We start from the raw sequence: 16777 nt of genomic DNA on the forward strand, positions 1-16777 counted from the left end.
AGCCTCCTTAAAGTAGCTAGCAATAGGGCAGAATCTCGCCGCCATGCCTAAAGCACAGCACTTTAGCCTTTCTACCTTTAAGGCTAAAAGCCATCTCTAAGGCCTCCTGAGGTGTAGGTGCTGTTCTAAATCCGATCCTTTCGGCTGTCTCACGGGTAATACCAGGGGAGACCAAGATACACGTGGCTTTCTTACGGATAACTTCTCCTACATGTACAAGGTGGGCAGCTACCGTAAGATCTAAAATTTTACCTTCCTCCACCAGCCGCTTAACCTCTTCCAGGGGCCGGTAACCAAACTCTTCTACCTCCGGGTGCTGGGAGGCGACGCCTTCTGGGCAGGGTGTCACCAAGATAATTACCCCACCCTCCTTGACAGCCAGATCCGCAGAGTAAATACCCTTGGCCGCCTGCCACATTTCCACGTCAGCCGGGTACGAATCAGTGATGACTATGTCCGCAGGCTCAGGAATCTTTACGCCGAATACCTTCCGTGAAGTTTCACACCCTTTGCGGTGGGCTACCACCAAATCGCCGCACACAGCCTCCACTATCCGGCCCCGCCGGTCCTGCACCACATTGAAAATCACCCTTAAGCCCGCTTGCCTAGCTACAGTCTCAATTTCGCAGCGCACGGGATTCTCAGGTTGTCCCATTATGTCCTTACCTGGATAGAGGGCACTGAGCCAGTGGGTTTGTTCTGTGGTCTTAGGACCGCACACTGCTGGTTGGATGATTTTCCCACCACCGCTAAAACCCGCCACCCTATGGGGAACGATGTGGCCAATGCCGATCACAAAATCAGACCGCAGAACCTCTTTATTAAGCCATATTTCCGTACCGCTTTCGGTTTGGCCAAAGAATTCTATTGAGGAAGGATCCTTCCAGTTATGACTTTGAACAGGGTAGTTACTTACTATTTCTTCTCCAAGTTTCTTCTTGATTTCCTCTTCGGTCATAAGACGATGGGTTCCGAGGCCAATCAATATATTGATGGCCTCATCGTTTACGCCGCCCTGTTTAAGTTCCCCAATTACGTAAGGAAGAATCTTATGGACTGGTGTAAGCCTAGTGTTATCATCAACGATAATAAGAACTCTCTTCTTTCCCTTTACCATTTCGGCGATCCTAGGCGTGCCTATGGGATTGGCCAGGGCGCGGGCGATAATTTCTTCCTCGCTATCTTCAAGGGAAAGCTCTTGGGGTTCAAAAACTCCTAATAAGCTATCGGGTTCAATTTCTACACCTGGTACATCAACGTAAGAAAAGCTAACCTGCATCTGCCCTGCTTCACTCCTCTAACGTGATATCAAGCTAGGTATCCACATAACAGCTTTAGGAATAAACAGTAAGATGAAAAGAACAACTACCATGGTAAAAACAAAGGGGTAAAGATGTTTGCTTAGCTCCACTATATTGAGACGCCCCAGGCGGCACCCGACATAAAGTACCGAGCCGACGGGTGGTGTGAGAAGGCCGATAGCCAAATTGACGGTCATTATTACACCCAAGTAAACCGGATCGATGCCAAAACTCTTAGCCAGGGGTACTAGGATGGGGCCTAGAATAAGAAGCGCGGGTGTCAAGTCCATAACCATTCCCACGAGGAGAAGCAAAATATTTATAATGACTAACACACCGAACTGGGTACTAGCCAGTGTTTTCACCATCTCGCCTAACAGGTAGGGAATACGGGCCACAGTAATATAGTATCCCGCCACTGTAGCCGCACCGCAGACAAAAATCACAATGGCGGTCCCGATGGCTGCTTCAGTCAAAGCCTTAGGAAGATCTCTAAGCTTCAGCTCCCGGTACACTAGGCCGGAAACAACGAAGGCATAAACAACAGCTATAACCCCAGCCTCTGTGGGGGTAAACACCCCGCTAATGATTCCCCCCAAGATAATTAAGGGCATTATCAAGGCCCAAAAAGCGTCCTTAGTAGCCATTAAAAATTCCCTAAAAGAAGTCCTCTCTGTGGTTGGATAATTGCTCTTCCGAGCAATAAAGTACCAGTGAGCCATCAACGCTAACCCAATAACGACTCCCGGGAAAATGCCTCCTAAGAAGAGTTTAGTAACCGATACACCAGCAATAACACCATACAAGATCATGGGGAGGCTAGGCGGAATAATAGGACCGATGCACCCTGCTGCACAAATCAGGGCCGTGCTCTTCCCTTTATCGTATCCTTCTTTTTCCATAACCGGAAGCATAATGGAACCGATGGCGGAAGTATCGGCCACAGCAGTACCGGAAACACCGGCGAAGATCATGCACGCTAATACGGAAACGTAACCCAACCCGCCTTTAATATGGCCAATTAAGGCCTTAGCGAAGTTAACTATGCGCTGCGAAAGACCACCGACTGTCATAATTTCTCCGGCCAGCATGAAAAAGGGGATAGCCATCAGGGGAAAGTTATCAACCCCATACATGAAATACTGGGCAATAGTGCTCGGAGCCAGGGTGCCTTTCACTATCATCAATACAATAGCCGTTAACGCCAGAGAAAAACCTATGGGGACTCCCACGAGCAGAAAGCCAAAGAGGCTTAATAAAAATATAGCGAGCACGCCTTTATTCACTCCTACCCCTAAATTCCTGGACTAGGTGACCGGCTACGATGAATAGCATAAAAGCAGCGCTTAAGGGGATAATTGCATTAATGTATCCATATGGAATGCGGGTAGCCGGAGCAGGCCAGGTCATACCTAGCTCCACCATGGTTCTCCCACCATCGACCATGGCAATTAAGACAAGGCTAACTAAGAGGCCGGAGATTATCCTGAACAGTTTTTGTACTTTGGGTGGAATTATCTTGTATAAGATATCGATCCCTAAATGCTGTCGTCTATACATGGCTATAATAGCTCCTAAAAACACAAGATAAACGAGCATAAAGCGGGCGATCTCTTCCGACCAAGCCCAGGTTTTATTGAAGACGTACCGCAAGACAACATTGCCAAATACAACCACTACCATGCCTGCCAGCAATGTGGCAACAATATATTCCAGCAGCCGGATAAAAGCTGCCCCACCTTTGGGCAAGTCTGTATCCCTCCTAAAGCTTATAGATTGGGGTCCGGAAGGCCATGCCTTCCGGACCTATTTAAGCCAGTTTTAACTACATCTTTTGGATAGCCTCGATTACCGGTTTAACTTCAGGGTAATCTTTCATCCATTTTTCATATACTGGTTTGACGGCTTCCCGGAAGGGCCCCAGGTCTGGAGTGGTTACCTGGATACCCTTCTGTTTTAAGGTTTCGATGGCCTCTTTCTCCGCTTTAATTAAAAGATCCCATTCATATTCAGCCGTCTTCTTGGCTGCCTCGCTAATCACTTTCTGATCCTCTGAAGTTAAAGTCTGCCAAAACTTCTCGCTAATGATGAAAATGTTGGGACCTAAAATGTGGTTGGTTAAAGCTAGATATGGCTGTACTTCATACCAGCCTGAAGTAAGCAACGTAGTTGGCGGGTTCTCCTGGCCATCCACTACCTTCTGCTGTAAAGCGCTAAAAAGTTCCGACATAGGCATAGAAACAACGTTGAAACCCATAGCCTTTAGGCCGTCGATAAAGATGGGATTCTGGGGTACCCGCAGCTTGATATCTCTTGTATCCGTGATGCTATTTATGGGATGCTTTGAATTAGATACTGCTCTAAGGCCATTGAGGGTGATAGCTAGAGGCCTAATACCTTGATTAATAAGCCCTTCCAGCATTTGCTCTTTAATGGGGCTGTTGTAGACTTTTCGGGCGTGATCATAGTCTCGGAACAAATAAGGTAGCTCTGCTATCCGCAATTTCGGTAAGTTCTCAGCGAGTAACAATCCCGGCATAGCCATCTCAATTGTGCCATTTCTAACACCTTCAATGAACTCCTTTTCTCCCCCAAGCTGGTTATTAGGATAGATTTCTACCACAAACTTTCCGTTGCTGTTCTTTTCAACTTCAGGCTTAAACACCTCCATCAGAGCCTTATTCTGAGGATGGGTTTCGGGGAAGTAGTGAGCTACCTTGATAGTTATTTTTTTACCTCCTTGCCCACTTTGGGAGCCCTCACCGATCTGCTGTTTGCCCCCACAGCCCGTAATAAGCACACCAACCAGGAGGAGAAGGGCAAAAATTATACCTAACCTTTTTAGCATCAGCTTCTACCTCCTACCCAATAGGTATTTATGCAACACTCGTTCCGGGGTGCCGGCGAGAGTCTTGGTACAATGCATCATGGGTACAATCCTTGCCTAAGGTCCTCTGCGCCAGCACCCCAACATCTCTGTAAAAAAGATTACTTATTGTACTTCGCAATTTCAGCTTTGACTTCTTCAATCAAGTCTTTACCTATCTCGTTTTCAAACTGCTTGTATACGCCTTCTGTAGCCTTCCGAAACTCTTCCATCTGCTCCGGTGTAAGCTCGGTAACAACCATCCCCGCTTTACGCAAGTTGTCCGCCATCTGTTTCATCTGTTCCCGGTTGTACTGCCGCTGGAAGGCGCCGGCCTCTTTGGCCGCCTTCTTTATAAGCTCCTGATCCTCCTTGGAGAGTCCATCCCAAAACTTTTTGCTGATCATGAAAACGAAGGGACTATAGAAGTGATTGGTGAGGCTTACGTATTTCTGTACCTCATAGAATTTCTGTAGGTAGATAGTAGTTAGCGGATTTTCCTGGCCGTCGATGGTGCCTTGTTGCATGGCGGTAAACAGTTCACCAAAGGGCATAGGAGTGGGATTGGCACCTAGGGCCCTGAAGGTAGCAAGATGTACCGGATTCTCCATGGTGCGGATTTTAAGCCCTTTCAAGTCCGCCGGAGTCTTGACCTCCCGCTTGTTGTTGGTGAGTTGCCGGAAACCGTTCTCCCAGTAGGCCAGCCCAATTATACCTTTATCTGTCAGGCTATCCAGAATCTTCTGGCCTACAGGGCCATCCAGAACCTGGTCAGCCACCTTTTCATTGGGGAACAGGAAGGGCAAATCAAAAACCATAAACTTCTTGCTTAAACCTGCTATGGGAGCTGTAGAAGGGCAGGTCATCTCCTGGGTGCCCATGCGCAGGGCTTCCATCATTTTGACGTCATCGCCCAGTTGGCTGTTGGCATAAAGCTGCACTTCAAACCGGCCATTAGAGCCTTTTTCTACCATTTCCTTGAATTTTTCCAGCCCTTTATATTGCGGACTCTTCTCGTTTAATCCTATGCCCACTTTGATGATCTTCTTTTGAGGTTGGCCTGTAGAGGAAGTTTGCTGGTTGCCCGCCGTTTTGCCCGAACAACCCGCCAGCAACAGTACCAGACTGGTAGCCATTAACAAGGCTGCAATCCTCTTAAGCAAAGCCACCTTACCCCCTTTGGATTTCTTTAGCAATATTTCTTTTGAGATTTGCTCGATGCCTCAAATTAATCCGTAGCAAAAACTTCTCCATCTACCACCTCCCATCAAGAGTACCCTTAATTTTCTTTAGCGGCTCAACTGTGGGATAAACATCACTAAGGAAGGGATATAGGTTATCAGGAACAGCACAGCCACCATGATAGCAATAAACGGCATCAGTTCCCGTACAACCTCAGAAAGCTTCTGCTTGCTCAACCCACAGGCTGTAAATAACACTGTACCCACAGGTGGAGTTATAAGGCCTATACAGAGGTTAACCACCATGATTACCCCAAAGAAAAGAGGATCCACACCTACGTGGGTTACCACGGGCAAAAGTATAGGAGCAAGAATAAGGAGAGCAGGAGTAAGGTCCATCACCATTCCTACTAATAGCAATAGGATATTTACTAGAAAGAGAATGACATACCGATTGTTCGAAATGGAAAGTAGAAGGCCGGCTAACATCTTGGGTACCTGGGCCACGGTCATTAAGTAACCCGCGGCTGTAGCCGCACCGCACACGAAAAGGACCATGGCCGTCCCGCGAACAGTGGAGACCATGATAGGAAGGAGTTGGTTAAGGCGCAAAGATCGATAAATTAAACCAGATACCAGCAAGGCATAGACCACAGCAATTACGGCAGCTTCAGTGGGAGTATAAATGCCAGCTAAAATACCTCCCAGAATTATCACAGGAAGGAGTAAAGCCCAAAAAGCTTCTTTAAAGGAACACCATACTTGAATTAACGAGATGCGTTCGCTTGCTTTGTACCCTTCTTTCTTGGAAATAAAGTACCAGACAAACATTAACCCTAAGCCTATCAAAATACCCGGGATAACTCCACCTAGGAAGAGCTTAACAATAGATTCCCCAGCTACTACCCCATAAAGGATCATAGGAATACTTGGCGGGATCACCGGTCCTATAGTACCAGCCGCAGCTATCAAAGCAGTACTCTTATTCATGTCATATTTCTCTTCCTTCATGATCGGAAGAAGCACGGAACCTATAGCCGAGGTATCAGCAATGGCGGAACCCGAAATCCCAGCAAAAATCATACTGGCTACTACGGCCACATAACCTAAGCCCCCGGCCAGAAACCCGACTAAGGATTTAGCAAAGCTCACAATCCGGCCAGAAAGCCCACCCGCGTTCATTATTTCCCCTGCGAGCATAAAAAAGGGAATAGCCAAAAGAGGAAAATTATCGATACCGCGCATCATACTTTGGGCAATTATCTCAAAAGACAGTGTATTTAAAGAAAGCATCATAATAACGGAAGTTAGAATTAACGTAAACCCTACAGGTAACCCCAAAAGTAAGAGCCCGAATAGCGAAATCAAAAAGACTGCGAGCATATCCTATCTCTTAACCCCCCTCGAACATGCCAGGGCGCTAACTTTACCGATTATCCTAGCAGTTAATATCAATACCATGGCTATTGACATAATAGGAATGATACTTTCTACTATTCCGTAGGGGATTCCCGTAGCCGGCGCTGGCCAGGAAAAATTACCCTTTGTCAAACGGATACCGCCTATAAAGATAATCAATACAGCTATGCCCGCCAAAAGATCGTCAAATAACAAGAAATATTCCCGGATACGTGGTGGAAAGCGCATTATCAATATATCGATCCCCAGGTGCTCGTTTCTAATTAAAGCCAGCAAGGAACCTATAAATACTATCCAGAGGAATATAAACCGGGAGAGTTCCTCAGTGAAGGCCAGGGAGAAATTCAAAAAATACCGGGATAAAACATTGGTAAAAACTACAATCACCATCAATCCCAAGAGGATAGCCGATACATATTCCAGTATCCTATGTCCAAACTGGACGATTTTTATCAACACTCAACTACCTCCCACTGAATTCTTGTCTCAAAAGATAATTCGATGTGAGAAAAAAAATTCCTGCATTGAGTGAATAATTTTTTCTTTTGGTTCATGGTTAAAGTAAAATGATCTCAATAGTAAGTGTGTCAAATAGCCTAAAATACTCCATCCATCAAGGAGAATAGTCATATACAGCTACGTAAGGCTCTTGTTGTATGTTTTCCTGAAGAAAAGTTAATGAAAATCCTCTCCGTATGGCAGGAAACCACAATAAAAATGTCGAAACTAATTATGAAAAACTCACCCTCAAAAGTGGTGAACAGGCGTGTTACTTTCCGCAAGAAACACCTTACCAAATCTAGACGGTACCCTGGTTAAACTACGCAGCATCCATCCTTCCTTGCGTAGCGCCGAAGCCAGGGTGGCAGAGTGGATACTCAATAACCCCCACGAAATTATGCACATGTCTATCACAGAGCTAGCTGAAAAATGTGAAGTGGCCGAGGCCACCATTGTCCGGCTCTGTAAAAAGCTCGGATACAACGGCTTCCAGGAGCTAAAAATATCCCTGGCCCGGGATCTGGTGGAACCCATAAAAAGCATTCATGAAGAAGTCTTGCCCACTGATGACATCCGTACCATGGCACACAAAGTCTTCCACAGCGCTGCCGAAAGCCTCTCTGATACCCTTAAGATTCTGGACTATAATGAACTGGAGCGCGCTATCCGCGCCATAGCTTCCGCCCGCAAGACCGACTTTTACGGTGTAGCCTCTTCCGGCTTTGTAGCCTTAGATGCCCACCATAAAATGTTTAAGGCCGGCCTCTTAAGCGCTGCTTATACCGATCCCCACCTGCAGATCATGTCCGCCCGTTTCCTTACCGAAAAGGATGTAGCGGTAGGGATCTCCCATTCGGGGAGCACCAAAGACACTATAGAATCCCTCAAGGTGGCTAAGGAGGCCGGTGCCACCACCATCTGTATCACGAGTTTTATGAAGTCGCCTATTACTAAGGTGTCCGATATTAAACTTGTAGTAGCAGCTCGCGAGACTACGTTTAGAAGTGAGGCTACGGCTGCGCGGATCGCCCAGCTTTGTCTAATTGACGCTATCATTGTAGGAGTATCCTTGCTGCGGAAGGAAGAAAGCCTCGAGGCCATTGATAAAATCCGGCAGGTCATAGCTACGAAACGGTATTAAAAACCCAAAACAGCTCCATAATGGGCCGATTTGACGAGCTGGGCGTACAAGCCCAGGAAACCGCTCCTTATCTTGGGAGCAGGCTTTCGCCAAGCCTGCTTCCTTCTTTCTAGTTCCTCCTGAGAAACTTCTAGGGTAAGCGTCCTGTGGGGAATATCCACGGTGATAAGGTCCCCATCCTCTACTAGCGCCAAGGGACCCCCTTCGGCAGCTTCAGGGGAGATATGCCCTACGAAACCTCCAAAGTTAGAACCAGAGAAACGACCATCGGTCAATACATAAACGTATTCCGCAAGTTCATAGCCCGCAAGCATCTCCATGGCCGTGTACATCTCCCGCATGCCGGGTCCACCTTTAGGCCCTTCATAGCGCACAACTAGCATGTCCCCCCGCTGTATTCTACCGGCGTGAATGGCCTGGACCAGCTCCTCTTCGCTATTGAAAACTTTGGCCCGTCCCCGGACATACCAACGCTCCTTCTTTATGGCCGCCGGCTTGCATATGGCCGAAAGGGGAGCCAGGTTCCCTTTGAGCACTGCCAAACCCCCGGTGGGTAAAAAGGGATTATCCAGGGTACGGATTACTTCACTGTTTTTTATCTTCACTCCCTGTACGTTTTCAGCTACGGTCTTGCCGTTGACAGTCAAGCAGGCGCCGTGAAGCAACGGCAAGAGCTGGTTCATGACTGCGGGTACTCCGCCTGCCTGGTGGAAGTCAATCATGTCATACTCACTGGCCGTCATAAGGGAGGCTATATAAGGTGTTTCCTGGCTTAAGCGGTCAAAATCATCTATGGAGAGATCAATGCCCGCTTCATGGGCTAGGGCTAAAAGGTGTAATACAAAATTAGTAGAGCCGCCGATGGCCAGGCCCACTCGGATGGCGTTTTCCAGGGATTCTTTGGTTATGATATCTCGCGCTCTAATCCCTTTAAGGACAAGATCCACAGACCGCCGGCCTGCCTCCTGGGCTACTTGCAGCCTTTGCGAGGCTATGGCCGGGATGGTAGCTGACCCGGGTAAGCTCAATCCTAAGGCTTCCGCCAGGCAGCACATGGTATTAGCCGTACCCATCATGGTGCAAGAGCCTGGAGTAGGACAGGCGCAATTTTCTATCTCCTTAAACTCCTCACTACTTATCTTTCCTGCCCTTAAGGCACCCAGGGCAATATGGACTTCGTTACCACTTATGTGCCTTCCCCGGTACTCGCCGGGATACATAGGGCCGCCGTTAACCAAGATGGTCGGAAGGTTAAGCCGCGCAGCAGCCATCAGAAGCCCGGGTACCACCTTGTCGCAGGAGCCTAGCAAGACCATGCCGTCCAGCCGGTGGGCCTCTACCATGAGTTCAATACTTGCGGCAATTATTTCCCGGGAAGGTAGGATATAGTGCATTCCTTCATGGCCTTGGGCTATTCCGTCGCAGGGGCCAATGGTTCCGAATTCTACCGGCATGCCGCCGGCCGCGCGGATCCCTTCTTTCACTGCCTCCGCCACACTGCGGAGATTATACTGGCCGGGGCAGACGGTGTTCCAGGTGTTAACTACTGCGATCACCGGTTTCTCTAAATCGGCATCAGTGTAGCCCATGGATTTGTAAAAAGAGCGGGCCATGGCGCCTTCGGGAGCGCCAAGAAAGCTTTTGCTGCGCCAGTTCATAAACATGCCTCCTTAAGAACCATTTTACCCCCTCCGTTCCCTTATGTCTTCCGTGACCCGGGCTACAAAATCGGCCAAAGGTACACTGCCGGTATCTCCTTTCCCCCGCTCCCGTACGGATACGGTGCCCTCCGCCACTTCTTTGTCGCCCACCACCAGCATAAAAGGTATCTTTTCTACCTCCGCTGCCCGGATCTTATACCCAATTTTTTCGTTACGGTCGTTGACCTCCGCCCGGACGCCGGCCTGAAGCAAGCTATTTCGTACCTTATAGGCGTATTCGTGATGCCGGTCGGCAATGGGTAAGATTCTAACCTGCACTGGAGCCAGCCACACCGGGAAAGCGCCGCCGTAATGCTCGATGAGGATTCCAATGAATCTCTCAATACTGCCGAACACCACCCGGTGGATCATAACCGGACGGTGCTTCTGGCCGTCTTCGCCGATATAGGTGAGATCGAACTTCTCAGGCATAAGAAAGTCGAGCTGTATGGTCCCGCACTGCCAGGTACGTCCCAAAGAATCCTTTAGATGAAAATCGATCTTCGGGCCATAAAAAGCACCCTCCCCTTCATTGACCGTATACGGCATCCCTTTGGCTTCTAAGGCTTCCTGCAAAGCCCGGGTAGCTGTCTCCCAGATTTCCTCAGAGCCCATGGCGTTTTCCGGCCGGGTAGAAAGCTCTACATAATAGGGGAAGCCGAAGAGGCTGTAGAAGCGGTCTACCAACTCAATTACGCGCTGGATCTCCTCGCTAATCTGGGAAGGCCTTAAGAAAATATGGGCATCGTCTTGGGTGAAGGCGCGCACCCGCATTAGGCCATGGAGGACACCTGATTTTTCGTGACGGTGGACTAGGCCTAGCTCCGCCAAACGCAAAGGAAGGTCACGGTAACTGTGCTGCTCGCTCTTATATACTAAGATAGCACCGGGGCAGTTCATGGGCTTAATAGCGTAATCCTGTTCATCTATCTTAGTGAAATACATATTCTCCCGATAGTGTTCCCAGTGGCCTGACGTCTCCCATAAAGAGCGGTTAAGGATAATCGGGGTACGGATCTCCAGATACCCTGCCCGGCGGTGCTCCTCCCGCCAGAACTGCTCCAGCTCATTCCGTAGGATCATGCCCTTGGGAAGGAAGAAAGGAAATCCGGGTCCTTCCTCTTCAAGGCTAAAGAGCCTTAGCTCCGCTCCCAAGCGGCGGTGATCCCTTCTTTTGGCTTCCTCCAGCCTTTGCAAGTATTCCTCTAGAAGGGAAGCCTTGGGGAAGGCCGTCCCGTAGATACGCTGGAGCATGGGGTTGGTCTCTTTACCCCGCCAGTAGGCTCCGGCAAGGGAGGTAAGCTTTATGGCTTTGAGATAGCCGGTAGAAGGGAGATGAGGCCCGGTACATAAGTCCACAAATTCCCCTTGCCGGTAGACGGTAATGGTGCTGCCCTCCGGCAGCTCCCGGATGAGCTCTAGTTTATAGGGTTCATCCAGTCTGCTAAAGATCTCCACCGCTTCCTCCCGGCTTACTTCTTTACGCTCAAAGGGATAATCCGCCTGAATAATCCGTTTCATCTCTTCCTCAATCGCTCCCAGATCCTCGGGGGTAAATTTATGGGGGCTGTCGAAATCATAGTAGAATCCTTCGGCGATGGCTGGCCCAATACCGAGCTTAGTCCCGGGGAAAAGACGCTTCACGGCTTGGGCCAGTACATGGGCTGCACTATGCCGATAAGTCAGCTGTCCCTCTTCTTGTTCAAAGGTAAGAAGCTCCAGGCGGCAGTCCCCTGGAAGGGGGCGCGTTAGATCCCATATCTTTTCATCCACTTTAGCCACCAGGGCTTCCCGGGCCAAGCGTGGAGATAAATCTCGGGCTACCTCTAAAGGAGTAGTTCCAGCAGGGTATTCCTTCGGAGTACCATCAAGGAATCTTATGCGCATCTTCATCCTCCCCTTTAGCAACTGAACCCGTAAAAAGTCCTGCCATCCAAAAATTAAAAGACTCCCGCCCTAAAGGGACGGGAGTCCATCCCGTGGTTCCACCCTTCTTCGGGAGCCAGAACAACTTTGTCCAGGCACCTTCTGGCCAGCTCCCCTTTATTGCCCGATAACGGTGGCTACCGGCCAGGCTTACTCCCTTTTCAGCCCAGCAGCTCCAGGGTGGTAAGGCGCTTCCCCTTTGGTCCCAGGGGTGCTTCCAGCCCATGGCACCCCCTCTCTGGGGGTAGGCAAGAAGGCCTTATGTCCCCTTCCTTGCCTTTATCAGCCAAATTTTAATTTACGTTTTCGATTATAGCTAGACGAAAAGAAAATTGTCAAGGAGAGCTAGGGGAAAGTAACGGGAGCAACTGCCGCCGCGCCTCTTCTAAAGTTAAAGGTATCTCCACAGGTACACCTTCCCGGGCAAGCTCGGAAAAGAGCTCCACCAGAAGTGGGGGTTCCAGCCCTGCTTGGCGCAAAATATCTGGACGGCTAAAGATCTCCCGTGGGCTACCGTGGAGCCGGATCATACCGTCACTTATAACATATACCCTGTCTGCAATAAAGGGTACAAGGTTAACATCATGGTTAGCCATAATTATGGTAGTGCCGAATTCTTGATTAAATTTCCGCAAAAGATGAATAATCTCCCTTTTTGACCTGGGATCCAATCCATCAAAGGGTTCATCCATAATTAGCAGCTCAGGCCGCATAACCATAGCCCCTGCTAGGGCCACCTTCTTTTTTTCACCCCCGCTAAGGTAGTGGGGGATTTTATCTTTAAGGTGCCAAATATTTATCTCTTTTAAGATATTCTCCACCATTTCCCTTACTTCCTGGGGATTTAAGCCGTGATTCCTGGGGGCCAGGGCAATATCGTCCCATACTGTAGGCCCAATGATTTGCTCATCTACATTTTGAAAAACCACACCCACCCGTTTCCTTAGGATATTAAATTCCTTTACTGGATCAACGCCCAGTACGCGTACCTCGCCCTCTACGGGTTTTAATAGTCCAATAATATGACTAAGAAGGGTGGTCTTGCCCGAACCATTGGGACCTAAGATAAGCACTTTTTCCTTAGCCCTGACCACGAAGTCTAACCCACATAATTTAACTTCTGTTTTGTCCGGGTACACATGGCGGAGACATTTTACCTTGACCACCTCGGTCATAGCATCACCACCCACAGTAGGACCAAAGTACTAGAAAGTAGCGGACCCAGATCATATTTAGTAGGCTGGTACCATCTACCGCTGAAGAGTAACCCCTCCTGATATCCTCGTAAGGCCAGCACTTTGTACATTCGCTCACTGGTCTCCAGGGAATGAATCAACAGTACACCTAAGGCACCAGCAGTATTACGTAGGTTGAGGACCAAATTAGTAGGGGAATACCCGCCTTTCATTTTAAGCGCGGTAAAGAAATTATTTAACTTGCCTAAAAGAATAAAAAAGGAGCGGTAGGTTATAAAGAGAGCGTCAACAATTACTGGAGGGAAAATTAAGCGTAAACAGGCAAAAATAGCCGGTGCACCGGTGGTGGCTATCAACAAAAGAAGGGAACTGGCAGCAGTTACTGATTTAATAATCACAAGGACCGCCTGCCACCAGGAATCACCTATCCTGCTAAAGGCAAAGATGCTTCCAAATAAGGCTGGGAAAAACAGCAGGTGGCCGAACTTGGTCAAGGGTACCCCGGCTAGGAGCAACAGCCCGAGCAAGAAACTTAAGGTTAACACCAAAGGTAAAAGTTTTTGAGTGACAATTACTACAGCAACTACAACCACAGCAAAAAATATTTTCGATAAAGCCGAGGCTTTGTGCCAGAAACTTTCTCCTTGGAAAGCCAAGTAATCAATATCTTCAAGATACAAATCTTGTCACCTCGTTAAGCCCTCTTTCCCTTCAGTTCGCCCTTCCTTATTGTTTACTATATCAATAAGATCAGGTTTAACCTTCCATAGATAACTTACCAAAAGGCTAGTAACCGTGGTCTCTAGAATAATACCTACTAGACCAATAGGTAAAACAATATGGGCAAACCTGACAAGGGAAATCTCTCCTGGGGGTTCTACCTCATGACCTTCTTCCAAAGAAAGGTGATGGTTATTATGCTGATGGTGAAGTCCTATAGCAGGTTCGACCTGGGTTAGACCAACTACAGCTATCATTAATGACATAGAAAACAAAAGGGCAAGGGCAGTGGCCGTAGCTACTGCTATTACGGGGCACAACCGCTGGTATAAAGCTTTAAACAGGTGATAACCCAGGATGGCCTCACTACCTACCACCAGGGTATTAAGTCCTACCACAGTAATCCCTCCGTGCCCCAATAACGCTAGAATAAGGTTAACAACAAAAACCGCGATTATGCCCAACCATGGCCCTAAAAGTATTCCAGCCAGTACTGTAAGATTAAGGTGGGTGGGGAGAAACCCTAAAGGTACACTCATAGCCAGCAGCATAAAGGCACAAATTACACTTAAGCGGGGAAGTTTATTGTTAATGTCTTCCCTTCTAGTACGTACAATAGCGAGGGCTAGGAGTATCGCTGCCCCGACAAAACCTAAAACCAACCAAACAGGAGGGATAACACCGTCAGGGATATGTAAATGGCTCAAGGCTTACCCACCTTTCCATTAAGTAGCTCGCATCCCATGCAGTAACCGTAAGCCTCAAATTGGTGTGCAGTCACTCGAAAGCGATAAGTTTGGAATATGCTTTCATAAAGATGTACTGGACAGAAAAAAAGGTCCACCACCCGGCCGCATTTAAGGCAATAAAGATGATGGTGGTGTTCGCTTCTTGCCTCAAAGCGGGACCGACCATCACCGAAATCCACTTTGCCGATTATTTTCTGTTCAGCTAAAAGATTGAGGTTCCGATAGACTGTAGCTAGGTTAAGCTCGGGGCAGATACTTTGTACTCGCTGATGTACTTCCTCGGCGGTAAGATGTTCTCCAGTAGTGGCCAGAACTTCTAGGATGGCCTCCCTCTGCCGGGTGAGCCTATACCCCCTTTCCCGGAAACGTTGCTTAAGATGTTTACTCATGATTGTATCCTCACCTTCAGTTGCAAATCATTTGCATCTAGATGATATAGTAGCACATCTACCATTAAATGCAAACTATTTGTAGGTGCGTTCCGGGGAAATTATCACCAAGAACTAATGAGGGCCTGAAAAAATCCAATGGCTAAACCTAAGATTCCGCCTAATAGTTCAATATACCGGAGCTCCTTCGCTGCTACCTTTAAGACCAGTTCCTCTACTTGTTCTAGCTGCAGGGCTTTAAGCTTTTCCATCACTATATTTCCTAAAGAATAATTGTCCGGTTGGAGCAGCAATTCCTTTTCCACTTTTTCCAAAAGAAGGGGGACTTCCCGGCGAGCCGCCTCCTCTAAGGCGTGGCCCAAAGCTGCCTTCCAACCTAGCGGGACAAAATTGGGCAACCGTTCTGTTATACGCTTACGGACTATTTCCCCCACCAGTGCGGCTAACTTGTCTTCCACAACTTTGTTCTTAAACTTCTTTACCAGTTCTTCCAAAGGAAGTAAGTCGCGATCTAAAACAATAGCTATCTGGGTAGCCAGCTCGTCCCGCCTTCTGGGGATTAGCCCTTGCAGGGTCCAGAACAAAAATTTGTAAGGCTTACGCGGGCGAAAAAGCAAACGGATAGCCAATACATTAGTTATCCAACCGATAAAAGCGCCTAGAAGGGGAATTATTAACCATCTACTAATCACAAGCTCACCCCGCCTGATAATAACAGATGGCGGGGCGCAAAACAAGAGGAGTTAGAACTTGCGCAAGATACGGCGGCAGCGGCTACATCCATTACAGACTGTTACCCGGTCTCCAAACACGTTTTTGATAGTGTTAACAGTACCCCAGGCCTTACCCTTATCTGTCCCGTGGAGGACCACCTGCCTGGGGGCCAAGGTGATCAGGGCGCTAAGTAAAAGATCTTCATAGTTCAGGTCATTATCCCCAATATCCACCATAAAACCATCCAGGTATTCTTTCTCTAGGCTTTTATTTTTGCCATCGTAGAGCTGAAACCCGCCACCGGGGCTTAATACTACATGGACCTTTTCAATCCGGGGTTCCTGTATTTCTAGAAAATACCTAAGCACTCCTACGAATTCATCATATTCTTTCTCCATAATGTATTCATCGATGGCCTCTTCTATAGCCTGTTCTAATTCTAACAAGTAGTCTGGGAGGCGAAACTGAACAAAGCCATCGATGTTTAAATAGGAACTCTCCTCCAAATACTCTTTAATGCGTAAGGTGAGGGGTTGCCCCCTCCAATAGCCCTGGGATAATCCCTGGGCTCCCTGTTCTAAAATCCTTTTAGCTCGAAGGCAGAGGTTCTGCGCCTGTTCGGTATCTTCAAGGTCGTATTGGCTATATAAAATATCTTCTAGGAGTTCCTTCTCTATGATTTCGATAATAAAAGCAGCCACACTGGTAGCTACCTGCTCCCGTACTTTCTTTTGGTCAGGAAGGAAAAGCCGGCAAAAGTTAAACCGCCCGGTCTGCCATTGGTTAAAGGTAAGCTGTGTATTTATTAGGCTTCTTAGTTTTTGCAAAAGGAAATCTAGCGGCCTACTGCTAGCTAGAAGTATCACCATGGCCGGGTTGCACCCCCTTGTGGTGATATTATATGTGTCCCTTCGCGGTTGTATACAGGAGAAAATTTAAAGGCCGGGTATACCCGGCCTTCTTGTGCTACTTGT

Annotated in this window: 17 protein-coding genes; 1 reads left to right on the top strand and 16 read right to left on the bottom strand. The window is 48.0% G+C overall.

The features are described 5' to 3' along the window. Window positions 1-16 precede the first annotated feature (16 nt). The 7 genes from B9A14_RS13425 to B9A14_RS13455 form a co-directional block, all read right to left on the bottom strand. Window positions 17-1279: a nickel-dependent lactate racemase family protein gene (locus tag B9A14_RS13425; RefSeq protein ID WP_084666369.1), complete on the bottom strand. Its 1263-nt coding sequence runs from the start codon at window positions 1277-1279 to the stop codon at window positions 17-19. An 18-nt stretch (window positions 1280-1297) separates the two neighbouring features. Further along, entirely contained in the window at window positions 1298-2575 is a 1278-nt protein-coding gene (locus B9A14_RS13430) for a TRAP transporter large permease (RefSeq protein ID WP_084666371.1), read from the bottom strand. A 4-nt stretch (window positions 2576-2579) separates the two neighbouring features. Next, window positions 2580-3050 carry a TRAP transporter small permease gene (locus tag B9A14_RS13435; RefSeq protein ID WP_084666373.1) on the bottom strand — a complete coding sequence of 157 codons (471 nt, stop codon included), beginning with the start codon at window positions 3048-3050 and terminating at the stop codon, window positions 2580-2582. A gap of 76 nt (window positions 3051-3126) precedes the next feature. Further along, window positions 3127-4149 (bottom strand): TRAP transporter substrate-binding protein, encoded by a 1023-nt coding sequence (locus tag B9A14_RS13440; protein ID WP_084666375.1) that lies wholly within the window; start codon window positions 4147-4149, stop codon window positions 3127-3129. Window positions 4150-4289: 140 nt separating this feature from the next. Beyond that, window positions 4290-5330: a TRAP transporter substrate-binding protein gene (locus tag B9A14_RS13445; RefSeq protein WP_197686520.1), complete on the bottom strand. Its 1041-nt coding sequence runs from the start codon at window positions 5328-5330 to the stop codon at window positions 4290-4292. Window positions 5331-5456: 126 nt separating this feature from the next. Then, window positions 5457-6731 (bottom strand): TRAP transporter large permease, encoded by a 1275-nt coding sequence (locus B9A14_RS13450; protein WP_084666377.1) that lies wholly within the window; start codon window positions 6729-6731, stop codon window positions 5457-5459. A gap of 3 nt (window positions 6732-6734) precedes the next feature. Then, window positions 6735-7226: a TRAP transporter small permease gene (locus B9A14_RS13455; RefSeq protein WP_084666379.1), complete on the bottom strand. Its 492-nt coding sequence runs from the start codon at window positions 7224-7226 to the stop codon at window positions 6735-6737. Window positions 7227-7533: 307 nt separating this feature from the next. Between B9A14_RS13455 and B9A14_RS13460 the strand changes: the two genes are divergently transcribed. Continuing rightward, the gene (locus tag B9A14_RS13460) at window positions 7534-8409 is read left to right on the top strand and encodes a MurR/RpiR family transcriptional regulator (protein WP_084666381.1); all 876 of its coding nucleotides are present in this window, start codon (window positions 7534-7536) and stop codon (window positions 8407-8409) included. On the opposite strand, the gene ilvD is transcribed toward B9A14_RS13460, so the two are convergent. The 9 genes from ilvD to ytxC form a co-directional block, all read right to left on the bottom strand. Beyond that, window positions 8406-10067, bottom strand: a complete 1662-nt coding sequence (gene ilvD / locus B9A14_RS13465) for a dihydroxy-acid dehydratase (RefSeq protein ID WP_084666383.1) — start codon at window positions 10065-10067, stop codon at window positions 8406-8408. The two genes, B9A14_RS13460 and ilvD, sit on opposite strands and share 4 nt — an antisense overlap. A gap of 24 nt (window positions 10068-10091) precedes the next feature. Next, window positions 10092-11996 (bottom strand): threonine--tRNA ligase, encoded by a 1905-nt coding sequence (gene thrS, locus B9A14_RS13470; protein ID WP_084666385.1) that lies wholly within the window; start codon window positions 11994-11996, stop codon window positions 10092-10094. Further along, the gene (locus tag B9A14_RS17500; RefSeq protein ID WP_084666387.1) at window positions 11977-12261 is read right to left on the bottom strand and encodes a hypothetical protein; all 285 of its coding nucleotides are present in this window, start codon (window positions 12259-12261) and stop codon (window positions 11977-11979) included. The genes thrS and B9A14_RS17500 overlap by 20 nt, the downstream gene beginning before the upstream one ends. A gap of 109 nt (window positions 12262-12370) precedes the next feature. After that, window positions 12371-13210 carry an energy-coupling factor ABC transporter ATP-binding protein gene (locus B9A14_RS13480; protein ID WP_084666388.1) on the bottom strand — a complete coding sequence of 280 codons (840 nt, stop codon included), beginning with the start codon at window positions 13208-13210 and terminating at the stop codon, window positions 12371-12373. Further along, a complete protein-coding gene (locus B9A14_RS13485) occupies window positions 13207-13911 on the bottom strand; it encodes an energy-coupling factor transporter transmembrane component T family protein (protein ID WP_084666390.1) in 705 nt (234 codons plus the stop codon). The genes B9A14_RS13480 and B9A14_RS13485 overlap by 4 nt, the downstream gene beginning before the upstream one ends. Before the next feature lie 6 nt (window positions 13912-13917). Beyond that, window positions 13918-14658 carry an energy-coupling factor ABC transporter permease gene (locus B9A14_RS13490; RefSeq protein WP_084666392.1) on the bottom strand — a complete coding sequence of 247 codons (741 nt, stop codon included), beginning with the start codon at window positions 14656-14658 and terminating at the stop codon, window positions 13918-13920. Beyond that, entirely contained in the window at window positions 14655-15089 is a 435-nt protein-coding gene (locus B9A14_RS13495) for a Fur family transcriptional regulator (protein WP_084666394.1), read from the bottom strand. Before B9A14_RS13495 ends, B9A14_RS13490 begins: the two co-directional genes overlap by 4 nt. A 104-nt stretch (window positions 15090-15193) precedes the next feature. Further along, entirely contained in the window at window positions 15194-15781 is a 588-nt protein-coding gene (locus B9A14_RS13500; RefSeq protein ID WP_157109967.1) for a DUF445 domain-containing protein, read from the bottom strand. A gap of 51 nt (window positions 15782-15832) precedes the next feature. Continuing rightward, window positions 15833-16672: a putative sporulation protein YtxC gene (ytxC, locus tag B9A14_RS13505; protein WP_084666396.1), complete on the bottom strand. Its 840-nt coding sequence runs from the start codon at window positions 16670-16672 to the stop codon at window positions 15833-15835. Window positions 16673-16777: the final 105 nt, after the last annotated feature.

This window comes from Thermanaeromonas toyohensis ToBE (assembly GCF_900176005.1).
Lineage (GTDB): Bacteria > Bacillota > DSM-521 > Neomoorellales > Neomoorellaceae > Thermanaeromonas > Thermanaeromonas toyohensis.

Coding starts and splice junctions, on each gene's coding strand:
- B9A14_RS13425 (WP_084666369.1), bottom strand. CDS start 1,279: ATGCAGGTTAGCTTTTCTTACGTTGATGTACCAGGTGTAGAAATTGAA.
- B9A14_RS13440 (WP_084666375.1), bottom strand. CDS start 4,149: ATGCTAAAAAGGTTAGGTATAATTTTTGCCCTTCTCCTCCTGGTTGGT.
- B9A14_RS13450 (WP_084666377.1), bottom strand. CDS start 6,731: ATGCTCGCAGTCTTTTTGATTTCGCTATTCGGGCTCTTACTTTTGGGG.
- ilvD (WP_084666383.1), bottom strand. CDS start 10,067: ATGAACTGGCGCAGCAAAAGCTTTCTTGGCGCTCCCGAAGGCGCCATG.
- thrS (WP_084666385.1), bottom strand. CDS start 11,996: ATGCGCATAAGATTCCTTGATGGTACTCCGAAGGAATACCCTGCTGGA.
- B9A14_RS17500 (WP_084666387.1), bottom strand. CDS start 12,261: ATGGGCTGGAAGCACCCCTGGGACCAAAGGGGAAGCGCCTTACCACCC.
- B9A14_RS13480 (WP_084666388.1), bottom strand. CDS start 13,210: ATGACCGAGGTGGTCAAGGTAAAATGTCTCCGCCATGTGTACCCGGAC.
- B9A14_RS13495 (WP_084666394.1), bottom strand. CDS start 15,089: ATGAGTAAACATCTTAAGCAACGTTTCCGGGAAAGGGGGTATAGGCTC.
- ytxC (WP_084666396.1), bottom strand. CDS start 16,672: ATGGTGATACTTCTAGCTAGCAGTAGGCCGCTAGATTTCCTTTTGCAA.